Annotated in this window: 14 protein-coding genes; 5 read left to right on the forward strand and 9 right to left on the reverse strand. The window is 57.8% G+C overall.

What is annotated here, in order from left to right:
- The first annotated feature begins 17 nt into the window (after positions 1-17).
- A complete protein-coding gene (locus EKH79_RS12220) occupies positions 18-2,942 on the forward strand; it encodes a ligand-binding sensor domain-containing diguanylate cyclase (protein ID WP_158621240.1) in 2,925 nt (974 codons plus the stop codon).
- Positions 2,943-2,992: 50 nt separating this feature from the next.
- Here the strand turns inward: EKH79_RS12220 and EKH79_RS12225 are convergent, their stop codons facing one another.
- Positions 2,993-3,922 carry a LysR family transcriptional regulator gene (locus EKH79_RS12225; protein WP_126674106.1) on the reverse strand — a complete coding sequence of 310 codons (930 nt, stop codon included), beginning with the start codon at positions 3,920-3,922 and terminating at the stop codon, positions 2,993-2,995.
- Positions 3,923-4,033: 111 nt separating this feature from the next.
- Between EKH79_RS12225 and EKH79_RS12230 the strand changes: the two genes are divergently transcribed.
- Positions 4,034-4,675, forward strand: coding sequence for an NADPH-dependent F420 reductase (locus EKH79_RS12230; RefSeq protein ID WP_126674107.1), 642 nt, complete (start codon positions 4,034-4,036; stop codon positions 4,673-4,675).
- 36 nt (positions 4,676-4,711) lie between these two features.
- Here the strand turns inward: EKH79_RS12230 and EKH79_RS12235 are convergent, their stop codons facing one another.
- From EKH79_RS12235 to EKH79_RS12270, 8 genes are all read right to left on the reverse strand, one after another.
- Positions 4,712-5,119: a YciI family protein gene (locus EKH79_RS12235; RefSeq protein WP_325050613.1), complete on the reverse strand. Its 408-nt coding sequence runs from the start codon at positions 5,117-5,119 to the stop codon at positions 4,712-4,714.
- Positions 5,120-5,334: 215 nt separating this feature from the next.
- The gene (locus tag EKH79_RS12240) at positions 5,335-6,075 is read right to left on the reverse strand and encodes a DUF4124 domain-containing protein (protein ID WP_126674109.1); all 741 of its coding nucleotides are present in this window, start codon (positions 6,073-6,075) and stop codon (positions 5,335-5,337) included.
- A 163-nt stretch (positions 6,076-6,238) separates the two neighbouring features.
- On the reverse strand, positions 6,239-7,225 hold the full coding sequence (locus EKH79_RS12245; protein ID WP_126674110.1) for a phytanoyl-CoA dioxygenase family protein: 987 nt from the start codon (positions 7,223-7,225) through the stop codon (positions 6,239-6,241).
- A 58-nt stretch (positions 7,226-7,283) separates the two neighbouring features.
- On the reverse strand, positions 7,284-7,907 hold the full coding sequence (locus EKH79_RS12250) for an EF-Tu C-terminal domain-related protein (RefSeq protein ID WP_126674111.1): 624 nt from the start codon (positions 7,905-7,907) through the stop codon (positions 7,284-7,286).
- A gap of 136 nt (positions 7,908-8,043) precedes the next feature.
- On the reverse strand, positions 8,044-9,798 hold the full coding sequence (locus tag EKH79_RS12255; protein ID WP_126674112.1) for an aspartyl protease family protein: 1,755 nt from the start codon (positions 9,796-9,798) through the stop codon (positions 8,044-8,046).
- Positions 9,799-10,194: 396 nt separating this feature from the next.
- A complete protein-coding gene (locus EKH79_RS12260; protein ID WP_126674113.1) occupies positions 10,195-10,416 on the reverse strand; it encodes a TonB-dependent receptor in 222 nt (73 codons plus the stop codon).
- A 156-nt stretch (positions 10,417-10,572) separates the two neighbouring features.
- Positions 10,573-10,995 (reverse strand): DoxX family protein, encoded by a 423-nt coding sequence (locus EKH79_RS12265; protein ID WP_126674114.1) that lies wholly within the window; start codon positions 10,993-10,995, stop codon positions 10,573-10,575.
- 60 nt (positions 10,996-11,055) lie between these two features.
- Entirely contained in the window at positions 11,056-11,754 is a 699-nt protein-coding gene (locus tag EKH79_RS12270) for a pirin family protein (protein WP_126674115.1), read from the reverse strand.
- Positions 11,755-11,931: 177 nt separating this feature from the next.
- Between EKH79_RS12270 and EKH79_RS12275 the strand changes: the two genes are divergently transcribed.
- The 3 genes from EKH79_RS12275 (at position 11,932) to EKH79_RS12285 (ending at position 14,092) form a co-directional block, all read left to right on the forward strand.
- Positions 11,932-12,849 carry a LysR family transcriptional regulator gene (locus EKH79_RS12275; RefSeq protein ID WP_126674116.1) on the forward strand — a complete coding sequence of 306 codons (918 nt, stop codon included), beginning with the start codon at positions 11,932-11,934 and terminating at the stop codon, positions 12,847-12,849.
- 119 nt (positions 12,850-12,968) lie between these two features.
- Positions 12,969-13,604, forward strand: a complete 636-nt coding sequence (locus EKH79_RS12280; protein WP_126674117.1) for a hypothetical protein — start codon at positions 12,969-12,971, stop codon at positions 13,602-13,604.
- A gap of 98 nt (positions 13,605-13,702) precedes the next feature.
- Entirely contained in the window at positions 13,703-14,092 is a 390-nt protein-coding gene (locus EKH79_RS12285; RefSeq protein WP_126674118.1) for a nuclear transport factor 2 family protein, read from the forward strand.
- The last annotated feature ends 39 nt before the right edge of the window (positions 14,093-14,131 follow it).

Raw genomic sequence — 14,131 nt, forward strand, 5'->3', positions numbered from 1 at the left:
AAGCAGGATCAGGTCGCATGATGCGCGGGTCATTACGGACTCGGCGCTGTCTGCGTGAAATAGGTGCAGCTATCGTCGCATGGTTCGCCATGCTGGGCGTGGCGACGCACGCCCATGGCCAAGCCATCAGCCTTGCGACCTTCACTCAATCCCAGGGTCTGAGCAGTCTGGAAGACAACTGTCTGCTGCAGGACCGCCGCGGCTTCGTATACACCTGCACGGAAAACGGACTGTTCCGCTATGACGGCCACGTCTTTCAGCGCATCGATCCAGCCAGCGGTCTGCGTGGCAACTTTATCGCCGCCATGCATCAGGACTCGGAAGGTCGCCTGTGGGTGGGAACACCGACCGGGCTTTACGTGGGCGATGGCCAGCGCTTTGCAGCCGTTGATGCGCAGTCACCCCCGCTATCGATCGACCCGGGCGCAACGCTTACCGATTTGGACGGCCGTTTGTACGCGGTGAGCCAGCATCGGCTGTGGCTGATCGAACGCACGGGAACGCAATGGCGCACGCGCCCACGCTTCGACGCAGCAGCCATGCAAAGCACGCCGGAACTGATGGATGTCACCAGTGCGTTCGCCGACGGCCGCACGCTTTGGTTCGGCTGCAACAAATCGCTGTGTCAGCTGGTTGGCGACAAGCTGCATGTCTGGCGGGAAGGTGAAGGTATCCCCGCAGATACGTGGACGTCCTACCTCCGCACGCGCGATGGCACGCTCTGGGCGCGCAGCCCCCGCTACATCCGCGCGCTATCGCCTGGCAGCACTGTGTTCGTGAGCCATGATCTGCAGGGCGCCCGCGTAGTGACGGCCTATCTGGACATGGTCGAAGACGATCAAGGGCGTGTGCTTACTCGAGCCAATAACGGCCTCGCTCGCTGGGGTGGTCAGAACTGGCACGTCTTCGACACCAGCAACGGACTGCCGGATATCGGTATCGATGCGCTGCTGTACGACCACACCCATGTGCTGTGGATCGGGACTTACGGCCGCGGCGTATTGCAATGGCGCGGCTATGGTCAGATGCACGGCTGGCAGGCCGCACAAGGTTTGGACAGCAGTCCGAGCTGGGCGATCGCGCGCGCCGCAAATGGTGCATTGTGGATCGGCGATGAGTTGGGCGGCAGCGTTCTTGCGCCCGGCGCATCGCGGCTTACGCCGTGGCCGTTGAAAGCGCCGCCGCTGGCTCAAGAGACCACGGCATTGAGCGCGCTGCCCAATGGCGACATGCTGGCTGCGTATTATTCGGGCGAGTTGTTGCGTTATAGCGCTCACCTGGGCAGCACCGAACAAGTCGCGCAATCACCCGCTTACATTCACAACATGCTGGTCGATAGCCATGGGCTGGCATGGCTTTGCACCGAGCGTGGACTTTACGTCTACGACGGACGCACCTTGCAACGCGCTGGCGAACACGTAGTTCCCGATAGTGTGTTGACCGATGCAAAGGAAGACGAGCGAGGTCGGCTGTGGTTCGCCGGTGAGGCGGGCTTGTTCCGTTTCGATCACGGCCAGTGGGCGCGTATTCGTATCACCGGCGCACCTTCCAACCAGAATTTCACGCACCTCGATGTGCTATCTAACGGAGATATCTACTTGTCCGGCAATTTTGCCGGTCTATGGCATGGCCGCGTAAACGCCGGTGACGCGATATCGATGCAACACCTCGCCGACAAACTGCTCGATGACACGCGCATTTATTTTATCCGTCACGATCATCGCGGCTGGCTGTGGATCGGGGGCACCGATGGCGTGGAACTCTTCAACGGTCAACGCTGGCGCCGCCTGACGCAGGACGATGGATTGATCTGGGAAGACATCGGCGAGAACGCGTTCTTCGAAGACAACGATGGCACGATTTGGATCGGCACCAGCAACGGCGTCTCCCACATCCTGCATCCGGATGCGCTAGTCCCGGTCAACCCGCTGGAGGTGGTCGTCACCGAATTAAGCCAGGGCGGTGTCGCGCAAGCCCCGGCGTCTTCCTATCGTTTCGACTACACACCCGAACAGCCGCTGACACTGCGTCTTGCCACACTCGGCGCGCCGACACGCAGCAATTTGCAATATCGCTATCGGCTACATGGGCTTGAGCGCGATTGGGTGAACTCGGATCGGCCACAGGTCGATTATCCTCCGCTGCCATCCGGTGACTACGTTTTTGAAGTGGCGGTCTATGACCCGGATAGCCGCGAACTTTCACCTGTTGTGCAATTGCCACTGCGTATCGTGCCACCGTGGTGGCAGCGAACACCGGCAGTACTTGCTGGCCTGCTGTTGTTCGTATTTGGCATCGTGATGGCAGGTCAACTACGCACGCGACATCTGCGTAAGCGTGCTCGCGCACTCGAACGCCTGGTGGCATTGCGCACACACGAATTGGAAGTGGACAAACAAGCCTTGGAAGAAGCACGCGCCGCGATGTGGCAACAGGCCACGCACGACTCGCTGACCGGTTTGCCAAATCGCTCCCGCATACTGGAAATTCTGGCCGCAACGATGACGACCGCGCAGGAACACCAACAGCCGCTGGCCGTAGCGCTGATCGACCTCGACAACTTCAAGCGCATCAACGATCACTATGGTCATCTGGCAGGTGACGCAGTGTTGATCGAATCCGCCACGCGCTTGCGCGACGCGCTGCCGAAGGGTGCCGCGTTGGGCCGCTACGGTGGCGAGGAAATCCTGATCGTCATACCTGGCGCAACGCCCGAAGATCCCGCGCCCTTCGAAGCACTACGCCAATACATTGCGCAGAGCCCGTTTGCGGGCGACGGCGTGGATCTGGACGTGACGTGCTCGATTGGCGTCACCTGGCTACGGCCGCAAGACCACAGCGGTTTCGACGTGATCCGGCGTGCCGATGCCGCACTGTATGTAGCCAAGACTGCAGGGCGTAACCGCGTCGTGCTCGCTGGCGAGCATTGGGAAACGGCTTGACGTCCACGCAAGCCGGTATCGCAAAAGCGCAGCACATTGTCAGAAAGTACTTAGCCCAAGCTTCCCGCGAAGCGCTCGGCGTAGCGTTGCCGTTCAAACTCCGCCACGACATGATCGATAAACACGCGCGTCTTGACCGGTAGCGACATGCGCGAGGAGTAATAGATCGAAATCGATCCGGCATCGACATACCAACGTGGCAGCAGTCGTATCAACGCACCGCTTTCGAGATGCGGCAGAACATCGGGCATGGCGAGCATGGCCACGCCTAAGCCCTGCACGGCCGCCTCGGTCATGACACCTGGATCATTGAGGATCACATCCGCCTTGAGCGGTGCGGGAGTTTCATCGCCGCGTGCATTGCGCATGGTCCACGTGCGGATGCGGCCGGTGGTACCCCAACGCATCACGATGCCTGTGCATTCGCCGAGATCCTCCGGCGAGGCGAGTTTCTTTTTTCCCTTCAGATAGGACGGCGATGCGACAGCGACGATATGCGCTGGCGCCAACGCACGCGACACCACACCCGGCGAAAGCTCGAAACCGCCACCCACGGCGGCATCGAATCCATCGGCGATGAGATCGACCTGGCGGCTATCGAACTGCCAATCGATTTTCACGTCGGGATAGCGATGCAGAAACGCGGGCAACAGAGGAAGCAGATAGCGCGTCCCGAACGACATGGGAACGCTCACCTTCAACGTTCCGGCGGGCGCTTCCTGGCCGGCGCTTGCTTCGGTCATCGCAGACTGCAGCGCATCCAGATTGCCGCGAATGGATAGAAGCAGGCGCTCGCCCGCTTCGGTCAGGATGAGTTTGCGCGTATTGCGATGAAACAAACGCACGCCGAGGTTTCGTTCCAGCAGTGCAACGTTGCGACTGATCGCCGCCGGCGTCAGTCCGATGTACCGGGCCGCCGCGGAAAAGCCGCCCAACTCGGCACTTCGAACAAAGGCCTCCAGGTTGGCGAGCGTTTCCATGATCACCTTCAAATTTAAGTTGAAAATGATTTCAATGATTTGAGACTACCGGTAGAGGATGTGAAATTCCATAGTGGCGCCATGGCAATCGCGCCTTTTGGAGATTTCCTCATGAATACCGCTACTTCCACGTCTCATTCTGACCATTCTGGCTCTCGCAGCATCGGCATTATCGGGGCTGGCCAGATCGGCTCCGCGTTCGCCCGGGCACTTGCCCGACAGGGCATCCCCGCCGTCATCGCCAACAGCCGCGGACCGGCGTCCTTGCATGCATTAACCCGTGAACTGGGTCCGTCCATTCGAGCCGTGTCACGCGAGGAAGCCGCGAAGGCCGACATCGTTCTCGTTGCGGTGAACTGGTCGAAATTGAGCGACGCATTGACCGGACTGGATTTGCGTGGCCGCATTGTTATCGACGCCAACAACCCTATCGAGCCGCCCACATTCCAGGCCGCGGATTTGAAGGGACGTACGTCGAGTGAAGTGTTCGCTGATCTGGTTCCGGGTGCGCGCGTCGTAAAGGCGTTCAATCATCTGCCGGCGCTGTGGGTATCGAACGATCCTCACGCGGAAGGCGGCCAGCGGGCGTTGTTCTTCGCTGGCGACGATGCACAAGCCAAACGCGAAGTGGCGTTGCTCATTGAATCGCTGGGTTTCTTCGGCATCGATGTGGGACCACTCGTTGCAGGGGGTCGCTTGACGGAAATCCCTGGCGGCCCGCTATCCATCCACAACCTTGTCAAATTTGGCTGAGACCGCGCGGCTACACGCCATGACTTTCGCCGTGAGTCACTCTCTTTCGACAAGACTGTTGGGCGTTTCACTGCTCAACTTGAATGCGCTGGCCCGTTCCTTTTCAACGGGCCGAACTTCGTATGACAAACCGCAAGCAAGGCAAGGATTCTGCGCGGCAAGCGCTGCCGCTTCGGCAAGGCTGCCCGCCAGGAAGAACCAGTAGCCACCGATAACCTCTTTACCTTCGGCAAATGGCCCGTCCAGCACGCCGCCGCTTGAAACAACTTTTGCCTCGCGTGCGAGCCGCTGTCCTGTTTTCATGACTCCTTCGCCGACCAGTCGATCGTGCCAGACGTAGAAGTCGTCAATCGCCTGCTGTATTTCCTCGGGCGATTTGTCTTTGTCCCACTGCCCGCGGGAAAGGACGAAATATTCCGATAGCGATGTCGTGTCGATGATGATTTCTCCCGTTGGCGCGACTTATTCGTCTTCAAGATTCCCGGGGCTATCGGCCCCGCATTGGAACGACGAACGGGATTTTCGGGAATCGACAGCGCCCCGCGAATTTTCCCGCGATTGAGGCAAAAGGCCACAGCATTGACTCGCGCTTACGAATATTAGGAAAGAAAAAGGCCCCGGGATCGCCCGAGGCCTTCGTACACATTCACCCGAAACCGTTATTGAAACTTGTCGATGACAAGAACGCGGCCTTCAAAATGGGCCCACACGTCATGCCCCTGCATCGAAGTGAGATCGACACCGCCGAAAAGCGCCTGATGCGTGAACTTCGAATCAGGTCCGTTATACGAGACACCGCTGTAACGGATGGGGCCACGCGGGGAAAATGATCCGTCGGCATTGGTGATGAATACCATGGCCCAAGGCACCTGATGGGCATCGGGCGATACGCCTGCTGGTGCAGGAGTGGCATTTTTCGCGGCCATCGTCTGCAAGGCGGCTTGCAACACTTCCAACTTTTGTTTCAGCTGCTCACGTTGTTCGGGCGACAGATCGGCACCTTGTGCCTGGGCCGCGCCCTGCGATGGGGTTGAGCCGATTGGAGCGGATGGGCCTTGGATTTCGCGTTGCGATAAGTAGTCCATCTGCCCATATCGCTTGGCAAGCGCCGTCGCGTAGTCGACGTGATGCGTCCGTAGAGATTCATCGATTGATGCTCTTACCTGCTCCGGAGTCAACCGGCCACTGGCCGTGCCAGGCGATGACGTGTTTCCGTATGAGCGGGCCACTGGCATGGCGGCGTCTGGACTGGCCACCGTCATGGGCGCAGCATTCGGCGCCCCAGGACATGGACTGTCCTGATAGGCCGTGGTCCCATCGTGCTGTTTGCATTTGTAAATCGATTGCCCGTGAGCCGTCATCGTCAACAGGCTCAAAATCACAAATAGGTACCGGCGCATCTCCCCCCCTCCTTGAGTTCAGCGTAACCCCACTGTACTGATGAGAACGCCCCGTTGACAACGTGGACACCGAAAGAATGCGTAAGTGATTAGGAAAAGGTCGGCGACAGGATCTGTGCCCGCTTAAGTCCGCTTTGGGTGGCGTCTAGCGAAGCTACCGCCTTCAAGACTTCCATTCCTCGGTATAGGCAAAGCGCGTGGGCCGCAGCGACATATATTGCACGACGCGTGGTCGCTGCGCATGGTTCGGGCTGCTGCCGTGCGGTAGCAGGTGATGCCAGATAATCATGTCGCCGCGCTTTGCGGCAATCGGCTTCATCGTCAAGCTGCGCCGCGCATGATCGTGCACTTTCACGCCTGCGGGAACGCTTTTCAGCCACTGCTTCAGCGTGCGATGAAAGCCCGGCACACAGCTGAATGCTCCCTGGTCTTCATCGACGTCGGCGAGATACAGGATGCCTTGAGCATCAAAGCAGTGTGGTTCGGCAAGCGTGGCGTCCCAGTGCAAATGCGGTCCGGGAAATGGCCAGTTTTCGCGCTCCGGCGGATTGAATCCACCTTGGTCGACAGTTACCCAAAGATCCTCGCGCCTCCACAGTTGGGCATGGGCCTTATGAATACGCGGCGCGCGACGATTGGCCGCCAGCGCCGGATGCCGCAGCAGCGGTACCCAGATGGAATGGCCCAGCGATTCGCGATACCAGGACGCCGGGTCGTCGCGGTCCATTCCCAGAAAATCGTAGATGGCCATCTCTGCCGTTTCCGCTGCTTTCGCGCTGATCGCGTTACGCAGGATGACGTAGCCGTGCTCGTGCCAATGCGCAAGGTCATCCGCGGTCAGACCTTCGATATGCTCGAGATTGCCGACTTCGGCGCCGACGGTCTCGCCTCCTAGTGCACGACGCAAGCGATGCAACGAGACGTCTTTCAGTTCGCCGCCATTGCGCTCCGACACCCAGGCTTCGAATTGCGCGTAACTCGGTTTCTCCTGATGCAAATAGCGCAGGGTTTCCAGCACGTTGAGACGCAAACCAGCGAGCAACGTCTTCACGACATCCTGCGGTAGCGGCGAAGCAGTTCCTGGCGCACATTGGCAGGCCCAGTAAGTATGCAGCTCATCGATACCAAGACTGGTCCCCGTCTCGATCATCCTTGCTCCTCACTACGCCAGAGATAACGGCAACGCATGCAATTTCGTTTTTGCGGCGTTACCAACCACGCGGACTTGCGTCGAAGGTCTCCATTGTCAGGAGTGTGATCACTTCACCGTAGCCGACGAGTTTTCCGCGCTCGTGAATGGTCCACTTTCGGCCGGCTTGAATAACGTCGGCGATCTCCGTTCCGTTCATGAATGAAACGATGACCTCCGTGTTATCACCCGGGTATACCCATCGATTTTCTTCCAATTCAAACTGACTGCTACATGACACCAGACCACGGGCTCCATGAAAGGTACTGATTGATCGATATCCGCTCACCACGGGTTCTGAGCGGCCACCGTCTTTCGTAGCGATCATTTGCACGCGAGCGAGCACACGTATCCGCCCTCTATTCGCCAGAGTAAGCGCGATGGAGAAAGCAATCCCCACGCCTGCACCGGTGAATATTATCCATGGACTCCAGAGCTTATTTTGCAGTGGCGTAACATAAGCGGTGTAGTTGCCATGGCGGCCGACCTGCATGGGAATGATGTGATCGGGCGGCACGGGGTGAAGCGGCTCGTGAACCATCGCCAGGTTATGCCAAAACCAAATGGCAACGAACGGAATGCACGCCATCCCTAGCACGACGGATGCAGCATGCCAAAAACGATTCGTCTTGCTCGCGTCCATGAGGCCTCATCCGAAAGGTAATTGAAGTAGGAAATTATCCGAAACGTTTTCGCTTCACGTCAGAGCGGCCATGGCATGACCGGCCTGGGTCGAAAGCAGACATCACCATCTGAATAGAAACGCGCAAACAGCCGCTTCACGGACCCGCTGTCGTCAAACCAAATTTCGCAGCGCGTGCATCGATATCCGGATTGATCGCCCGCGCCGCAGCGAGATCGGCATTACCGGCGTCCTTCTGACCGCTACGGATTTTTGCCAAACCAAGACCGTAGTGCGACCAAACCGAGCCCTTGTTGTTGGGAAGAGCCTGCTCGTAAGCGCTAATCGATTCGGGATAGTGGCCCAGGCGTAGCTGCACCATGCCTAGGCTGTCCAGGTATGCGGGATTTTCGCCGTCGCGCCGGATGGCTTTGCGGCAGTCGCTCAAGGCGTCGTCGAGCATTTGGTTGCTCAAACTGCGTGCCCAGCAACGTTCGTTGAGTGCGGCGCCGAGTTGAACGTCATTGTTGTGTACGTGAATCCACGCGTCGAGCAAGGGCAATGCTGCCGCCGGCTGATCGAGTGCGATGTAAAAGCTGGCAATCGAACGAGTCTGCGAAGATCCCGCGGGGGCCAATACACTTGCGGCGTTGACGTCTGCCGTCGCTCCCGAAATGTCTTTGTGCGAGAACCGCACATTGGCACGCAATAACAACGCATCGATGTTCTTCGGATCGAGACTGACGGACTTGTCCAGATCGGCCGACGCGGCATCGAGCTGTTTTTCGGCGATATGCGCACGTGCGCGCGCAAGATAGTACCCAGGCTGGTCGGGCGCCATGCGAATCGCTTCGTCCAAATCCGCGACGGCTGCGTTGGGCTCGCCTCGAGATAGATGCGCTTCGCCGCGCAGCGCGTAATCGGCAGCATTCTGAAGCGGCGCTTCTTTGCCGCTGGTGCTCGCACTGTCGCTATCGGCAGGGGCTTTGGCTAATGAAAAAACGCGTCCGCCGTTATAGGTGAAATAAACTTTGTCCTGACTGTTTGCGATGAACATGTGGTGGGCAAGAATAAAGTCCGCACCAAGCAGCATGTCGACATGGCTCCCTCCGATATCCCCATCCAGTACGACCATCTGGCTGTGCTGAATGGTTTCCGTGCCGACCGAGAAGGAGTCGATGTTTACTGTCCACGCTTTCAGCGCCTTTGAACCTATGCCCATGCTACTCAAACCAGGCTTTGCCTGCGGTCCTTTCAGATCGATGCCGATTCGTTCGGCAGCATCGCGGCTCAAGAGAGTCATAGATGCACCCGTATCCAGAATGGCGCGCAGCTTCTTGCCGTTGATCGTTACGGCCAGAGCGGTTTGGCGATCGGATCCTTGATCGGATGATTCGATATCGGCGACTTCGTAATTACCGTCTTTCACCCAGTACGCCATTGACGCTTTTTTGCAATGATCTGGCTTGAATAGCGTCAGTTTTCCATGCGCCAGATCGATTTCCAGATCGGCGAAATCAAGCAGATTGGCGCCGATCAATCCGTATCCTGTGTCGCTACCGCCGACGATAAAGTCGACATTGCCAATTGTCGTACCAAGAATGCCGAATTGTTTGACGGTCGTGTATTGCGCCCTGGTATCGCCGCCGATACCGCCAATACGTACATCATCGGGAAGCGGTCTTAGCTTAAGTCCGAGCGACGCTGCGTCGGCGCGCGACATCATGTTAAAGAAGGCGCCGGTATCGAGTATAAAACGCGTATCCGTGCCGTTGATCTTCACGACCGTCGTGGGTTGTCCGTCGATCATTTCTACCGGTAGCGTGCCGTAATCCGCCAAATGGCAACCGTCAGCCCACGCGTGGCTTGAAAGCAACAACGCGACGATACCCGCGACGCAAAAACGCAACATCCTCATTACCCATGCCCCCTTTTTGCCTTACTTGGCTTTTGGCAACGACGTATATGGCGCCGACCGGCAATCCCCCCGGCCGCTGCGCCAGCAAAATGCCCCCTAGCGGCGCCAAGATTAATACCGCACTTAATGCGTAAAGCGATAGACCGCAAAGGTCGCATGTCCCGCTGAACATGGGGCCGCATAGAATCGCTTTGGGCCGATAATCGGTGTTTAACGCCTGATTTGGGCGGGGCGAGAGGTGCCGCAGCGCTCACCACTCAGGCAAATCCCGTCGAAGAAATGCTCGCGCCTTGGCGAGTGGACGAGAAGTCTCGTGACGTCGGCGACGCACGGTTCAAGAAGTCGTTCCAGCCTTCGTTTTGCAAGCCCCTGTTGCAGCGATCGCACTGTTTACCTGGGTTGCGTCCACGTCGCTTCAATATCGTCTTTTACGGCATCGTCGACGTCTGAAATGGAAACACCCATGAGTTGATCGATACGCCCATGCCGCATTCCGTAGAAATGACCGCTTTGCCTGTATGTCGCAGTCCAGGTGACGCGATCGGAGTTTGCGTGTTCGTAATCGCCTTCGTAGGTAAATCCATTTTTTGTCTTGCCGGAAACACTTGTCATGACCATTTCCTTTGGCGGTACTCGCTACAGCGTACTCCTGTTCGACCTCACGTGCGGCTCGTCACCGTCTCTAATTTTGGCCATTTTTTGAAGCCATAAAAACGAGGCGGTTACCTACCCTGGTGGGCAAGCAACCGCCTCGATGCACCCGCACTTTCAAGCATTGCTGACGGACACCTTGCCCGTGCCTGTGTGTGCGATGCGGTTGTCCACGCTGAACGCACCTGCGCCGAAGTAAGCGATCTGCAGAAGGCCGCCGGTGATCATCACGTCCTTAAGGAAGTGAATCATCTGGTTCTGATCGGCAAAGTTGTGGTGGAAGAAAACGGCCGTAGCAATGGAGAACACCCCCAACACCACGGATGCAAAGCGAGTGCGAAAACCCGACAACAACAGCAGACTGCCACCAATCTCAATAACCACTGACGTGATGAAGGCGAGCGGCGGCGCGGGCAGACCGACGGATGCGATGTAACCCACAGTCGCCGCGTAAGCGCCCAGTTTGCCCAGACCACTCATGAGGAATGGCAGACCCAGCAAGACGCGACCCAGTAACGGAAGAAATTTGTAGCGTTCCATAAAAACCTCCTGACAAGATTGTCTAGATGAAATAACTGAGGTGGAGACGAAGAAAAGGGCTCAGCCGGCGTCCACCATCACCAGCTCGGAATCTTCAAACGCAACGATCTCGACGTTCGTTGCATGCGTGATCGCAACGCCGTCGTAAGCATTCATAGGCTCGCCATTCACGGCGACGCGTCCCGATGCCACCACGAGATAGGCCGAATGCGACGGCGCCAACACGTGATGGATCTGTTCGCTCGCCTTCAACGTGGCGGCAAGCACGCGTGCATCGGCGCGGACAGGAAGCGCGCCTTCGTCATCGGGAAAACCGCTGGCAAGCACGACAAAGCGGCCAGAGCGATCGGCTTTCGGAAACTGTCTCGTGTTCCACTGCGGCGCGCCGCCAACCGTGCGCGGCTGCAACCAGATCTGGTAAAGCTTCAGCGGCACGTCGCCCTTGTTGAACTCGGCGTGACGTATGCCGGTGCCGGCACTCATCACCTGCACGTCGCCGGCATGAATCAACCCATCCGATCCCAGCGTGTCTCGGTGACCGAGCACGCCCTGCCGGACGTAGGTGATGATTTCCATGTCCTGATGGCCATGAAACGGGAACCCGCCGCCAACAGCGATTTCGTCGTCGTTCCACACCATCAGATTCCCGACGGGTTCGTGGTCCGGATTGCCGCCATCGAACACCGTGATGTGATGCTTCGCGCGCAACCAGCCGAAGTCGGCGTTGCTCAAGGATTCCCGGCGGCGGTGCGTAAGCATCTTGATGCCCTCCAGCCCGCCATCCCGGCGTGGGATGGCTCCCCATCAGGTCGCCAGATTCGGCGGTGATGTGGGCCTGGAGAGAATGCTAAATAAGCAACGATCCTAGGCATATCTCCTAGTTTGCAAAGGATCATTGCTGCTGGTAGAACGATAGGCACGCATCAGGGCCTGCCGATGAACCCGATCACGGACCTCAACAACCTGCGGCTTTTCGCGGAAGTCGTCGAGCACGGGAGCTTTACGGCGGCGGCGCGCAGCCTTGGCGTGCAGACGTCGAAGCTCAGCCGGCGCATTCGCACGCTGGAAGAAGAACTTGGCGTGCGCCTGCTCAATCGAACCAGCCGAACGCTCTCGCTCACCGAAACCGGCCGACAGTTCTACCAACATTGCGCCGCCGTCGTCGCCGAATCGGTCGCCGCCAAAGACATCGTCGATCAAACGCGAACCACACCGCAGGGCACCGTCCGCATGAGCTGCCCGGTTGCGCTGCTCAGCTCCGGCGTCGCCGCCATCATCGCCCGCTATGTGCAGGACAACCCAAACGTGCAGGTACTTCTCGACGCCACCAATCGCCGCGTCGATGTGATTGAAGAAGGCCTCGACTTCGCTATTCGCGTCAGAGTCCCGCCACTGGAAAACACCGACCTCGCGTTCCGGCAGCTCGGCGTATCGGCGCAGATTCTGGTTGCCAGCCCGGCATTGATCGCACGCCATCCTGCGCCGACTTCCATCGAATCCTTACGCGACTGGCCCACCCTCGCCATGTCCAGCAACAGCGAACGATTCGTCTGGCACTTGGTGGACAGCAAAGGCATGGCGACATCGTGGGCCCATCAACCGCGACTGGCGACGGATGACTTGGATAGCTTGCGCGTTGCGGCGATACAAGGCACAGGCGTTGCGTTACTGCCACGGGAATTTGTCGATGCAGATATCAAGGCTGGTCGGTTACGACAGCTTCTTGCCGATTTCGCTACGACGCCGGGACTTGTGCATGCGATCTTTCCTTCCCGACGAGGTATGGTTTCTGCCGTACGTCATCTACTGGATGCGCTAGTGGCCGGATTTGATGAGATGAACCGCTCGATTTAGTGGCTACTCTTAAGGTGAGTGGCTTGGGATATTTTCACGCGCGATATGCCAGCGCCCATCCCCGGGGCGCATATACAGTTCGCCTAGATAGACGGAGGTGTTTGGTCAAAAAAGGACGCATGAATTCGCTACTTTTGCTTTTCGCAACCATGCTGACTACGACGAATGGTTTCGCCGCTCAGACTGTCGCATCCTCGCCTAAAAGCTCCCCGCCTAAATTGCCAAAATCCTGCCTGGGAGATATGTGGCAAGGTCTTTTGCCTCTCATTGCGAAAGGCAGTTACGTTACGGTTCCAGACGTGGAAAAGTTAGCAAACATCAAGATGCAACACGTGGTCGATGTTGCACCCGGGGATACGATTGCTACCTATGAAGGCAATGCGACGACACCACTATCAATCCGCGTTGAAGTTCTGGAAGTGCCAACCTCGTATGGGGCTGGCCATATCACGTACTCATGGCAGGTTCTCCAAGGGCGCTCCGTCGATTGGCATGGGTCGACGTCTGTTGTGGATTTTTCCTGCGTCGACTCGTCGGGTGGTCTACAGCTCTCAAAGGTCGAGGCCGATCTGTCGTCCCTGGGCTTTCATCAAATCGGTTCTACCGCTCAGGAAGTTCATGCCGAATATTTTGCGGGCAGACTGAGCACTATAGCGATCTACTTTGATTTACCCGTTGAAAGTGTCCCGACGGTAAGTTCGATTCACATCGTTGGATTAAGGAATGAATCGGCGAAGTCGTCTTCGGTACATTGATAGAATCAGGGCAGCTCCTTGTTGGAATTCCTCAATAGCGAAGGTGTTCGTTTTTAGTACAACTTGCGTATGTCTGTAGAAGTAATGGGAGACACGACATGAACGAACACGCGCTTGAGACCTGGCATCGTTTGGTTCGCACGCAAGACTCCTCCGGCCTTGACGCTTTGCTCGCGCACGATGCGGTTTTCTACTCGCCAGTCGTCCACGCGCCGCAACGTGGCAAGGCGCTGGCTGCTGCGTATCTGAGTGCAGCGTTCACCGTGTTCTTCAATCCGACCTTCCGCTATGTGCGCGAGATTGTGGGTCCGTCGGACGCGATGCTTGAGTTCGAGACGGACATTGATGGAATACTCGTCAATGGCGTCGATCTCATCAAGTGGGATGACACCGGACACATTGTCGAATTCAAGGTCATGATCAGGCCGCTGAAGGCGATTAATCTCATCCAGCAACGCATGGCAGAGATGCTGCAATCAAGGCAGTGATTGCCATAACAGCCTGCCTGCTTCGACCCATGGCGGCCA

Source organism: Dyella dinghuensis (assembly GCF_003977615.1).
In the GTDB taxonomy this organism is placed as follows: Bacteria; Pseudomonadota; Gammaproteobacteria; order Xanthomonadales; family Rhodanobacteraceae; genus Dyella_B; species Dyella_B dinghuensis.

Coding starts and splice junctions, on each gene's coding strand:
- EKH79_RS12220 (WP_158621240.1), top strand. CDS start 18: ATGATGCGCGGGTCATTACGGACTCGGCGCTGTCTGCGTGAAATAGGT.
- EKH79_RS12225 (WP_126674106.1), bottom strand. CDS start 3,922: ATGGAAACGCTCGCCAACCTGGAGGCCTTTGTTCGAAGTGCCGAGTTG.
- EKH79_RS12230 (WP_126674107.1), top strand. CDS start 4,034: ATGAATACCGCTACTTCCACGTCTCATTCTGACCATTCTGGCTCTCGC.
- EKH79_RS12240 (WP_126674109.1), bottom strand. CDS start 6,075: ATGCGCCGGTACCTATTTGTGATTTTGAGCCTGTTGACGATGACGGCT.
- EKH79_RS12245 (WP_126674110.1), bottom strand. CDS start 7,225: ATGATCGAGACGGGGACCAGTCTTGGTATCGATGAGCTGCATACTTAC.
- EKH79_RS12250 (WP_126674111.1), bottom strand. CDS start 7,907: ATGGACGCGAGCAAGACGAATCGTTTTTGGCATGCTGCATCCGTCGTG.
- EKH79_RS12255 (WP_126674112.1), bottom strand. CDS start 9,798: ATGTTGCGTTTTTGCGTCGCGGGTATCGTCGCGTTGTTGCTTTCAAGC.
- EKH79_RS12260 (WP_126674113.1), bottom strand. CDS start 10,416: ATGACAAGTGTTTCCGGCAAGACAAAAAATGGATTTACCTACGAAGGC.
- EKH79_RS12265 (WP_126674114.1), bottom strand. CDS start 10,995: ATGGAACGCTACAAATTTCTTCCGTTACTGGGTCGCGTCTTGCTGGGT.
- EKH79_RS12270 (WP_126674115.1), bottom strand. CDS start 11,754: ATGCTTACGCACCGCCGCCGGGAATCCTTGAGCAACGCCGACTTCGGC.
- EKH79_RS12275 (WP_126674116.1), top strand. CDS start 11,932: ATGAACCCGATCACGGACCTCAACAACCTGCGGCTTTTCGCGGAAGTC.
- EKH79_RS12280 (WP_126674117.1), top strand. CDS start 12,969: ATGAATTCGCTACTTTTGCTTTTCGCAACCATGCTGACTACGACGAAT.
- EKH79_RS12285 (WP_126674118.1), top strand. CDS start 13,703: ATGAACGAACACGCGCTTGAGACCTGGCATCGTTTGGTTCGCACGCAA.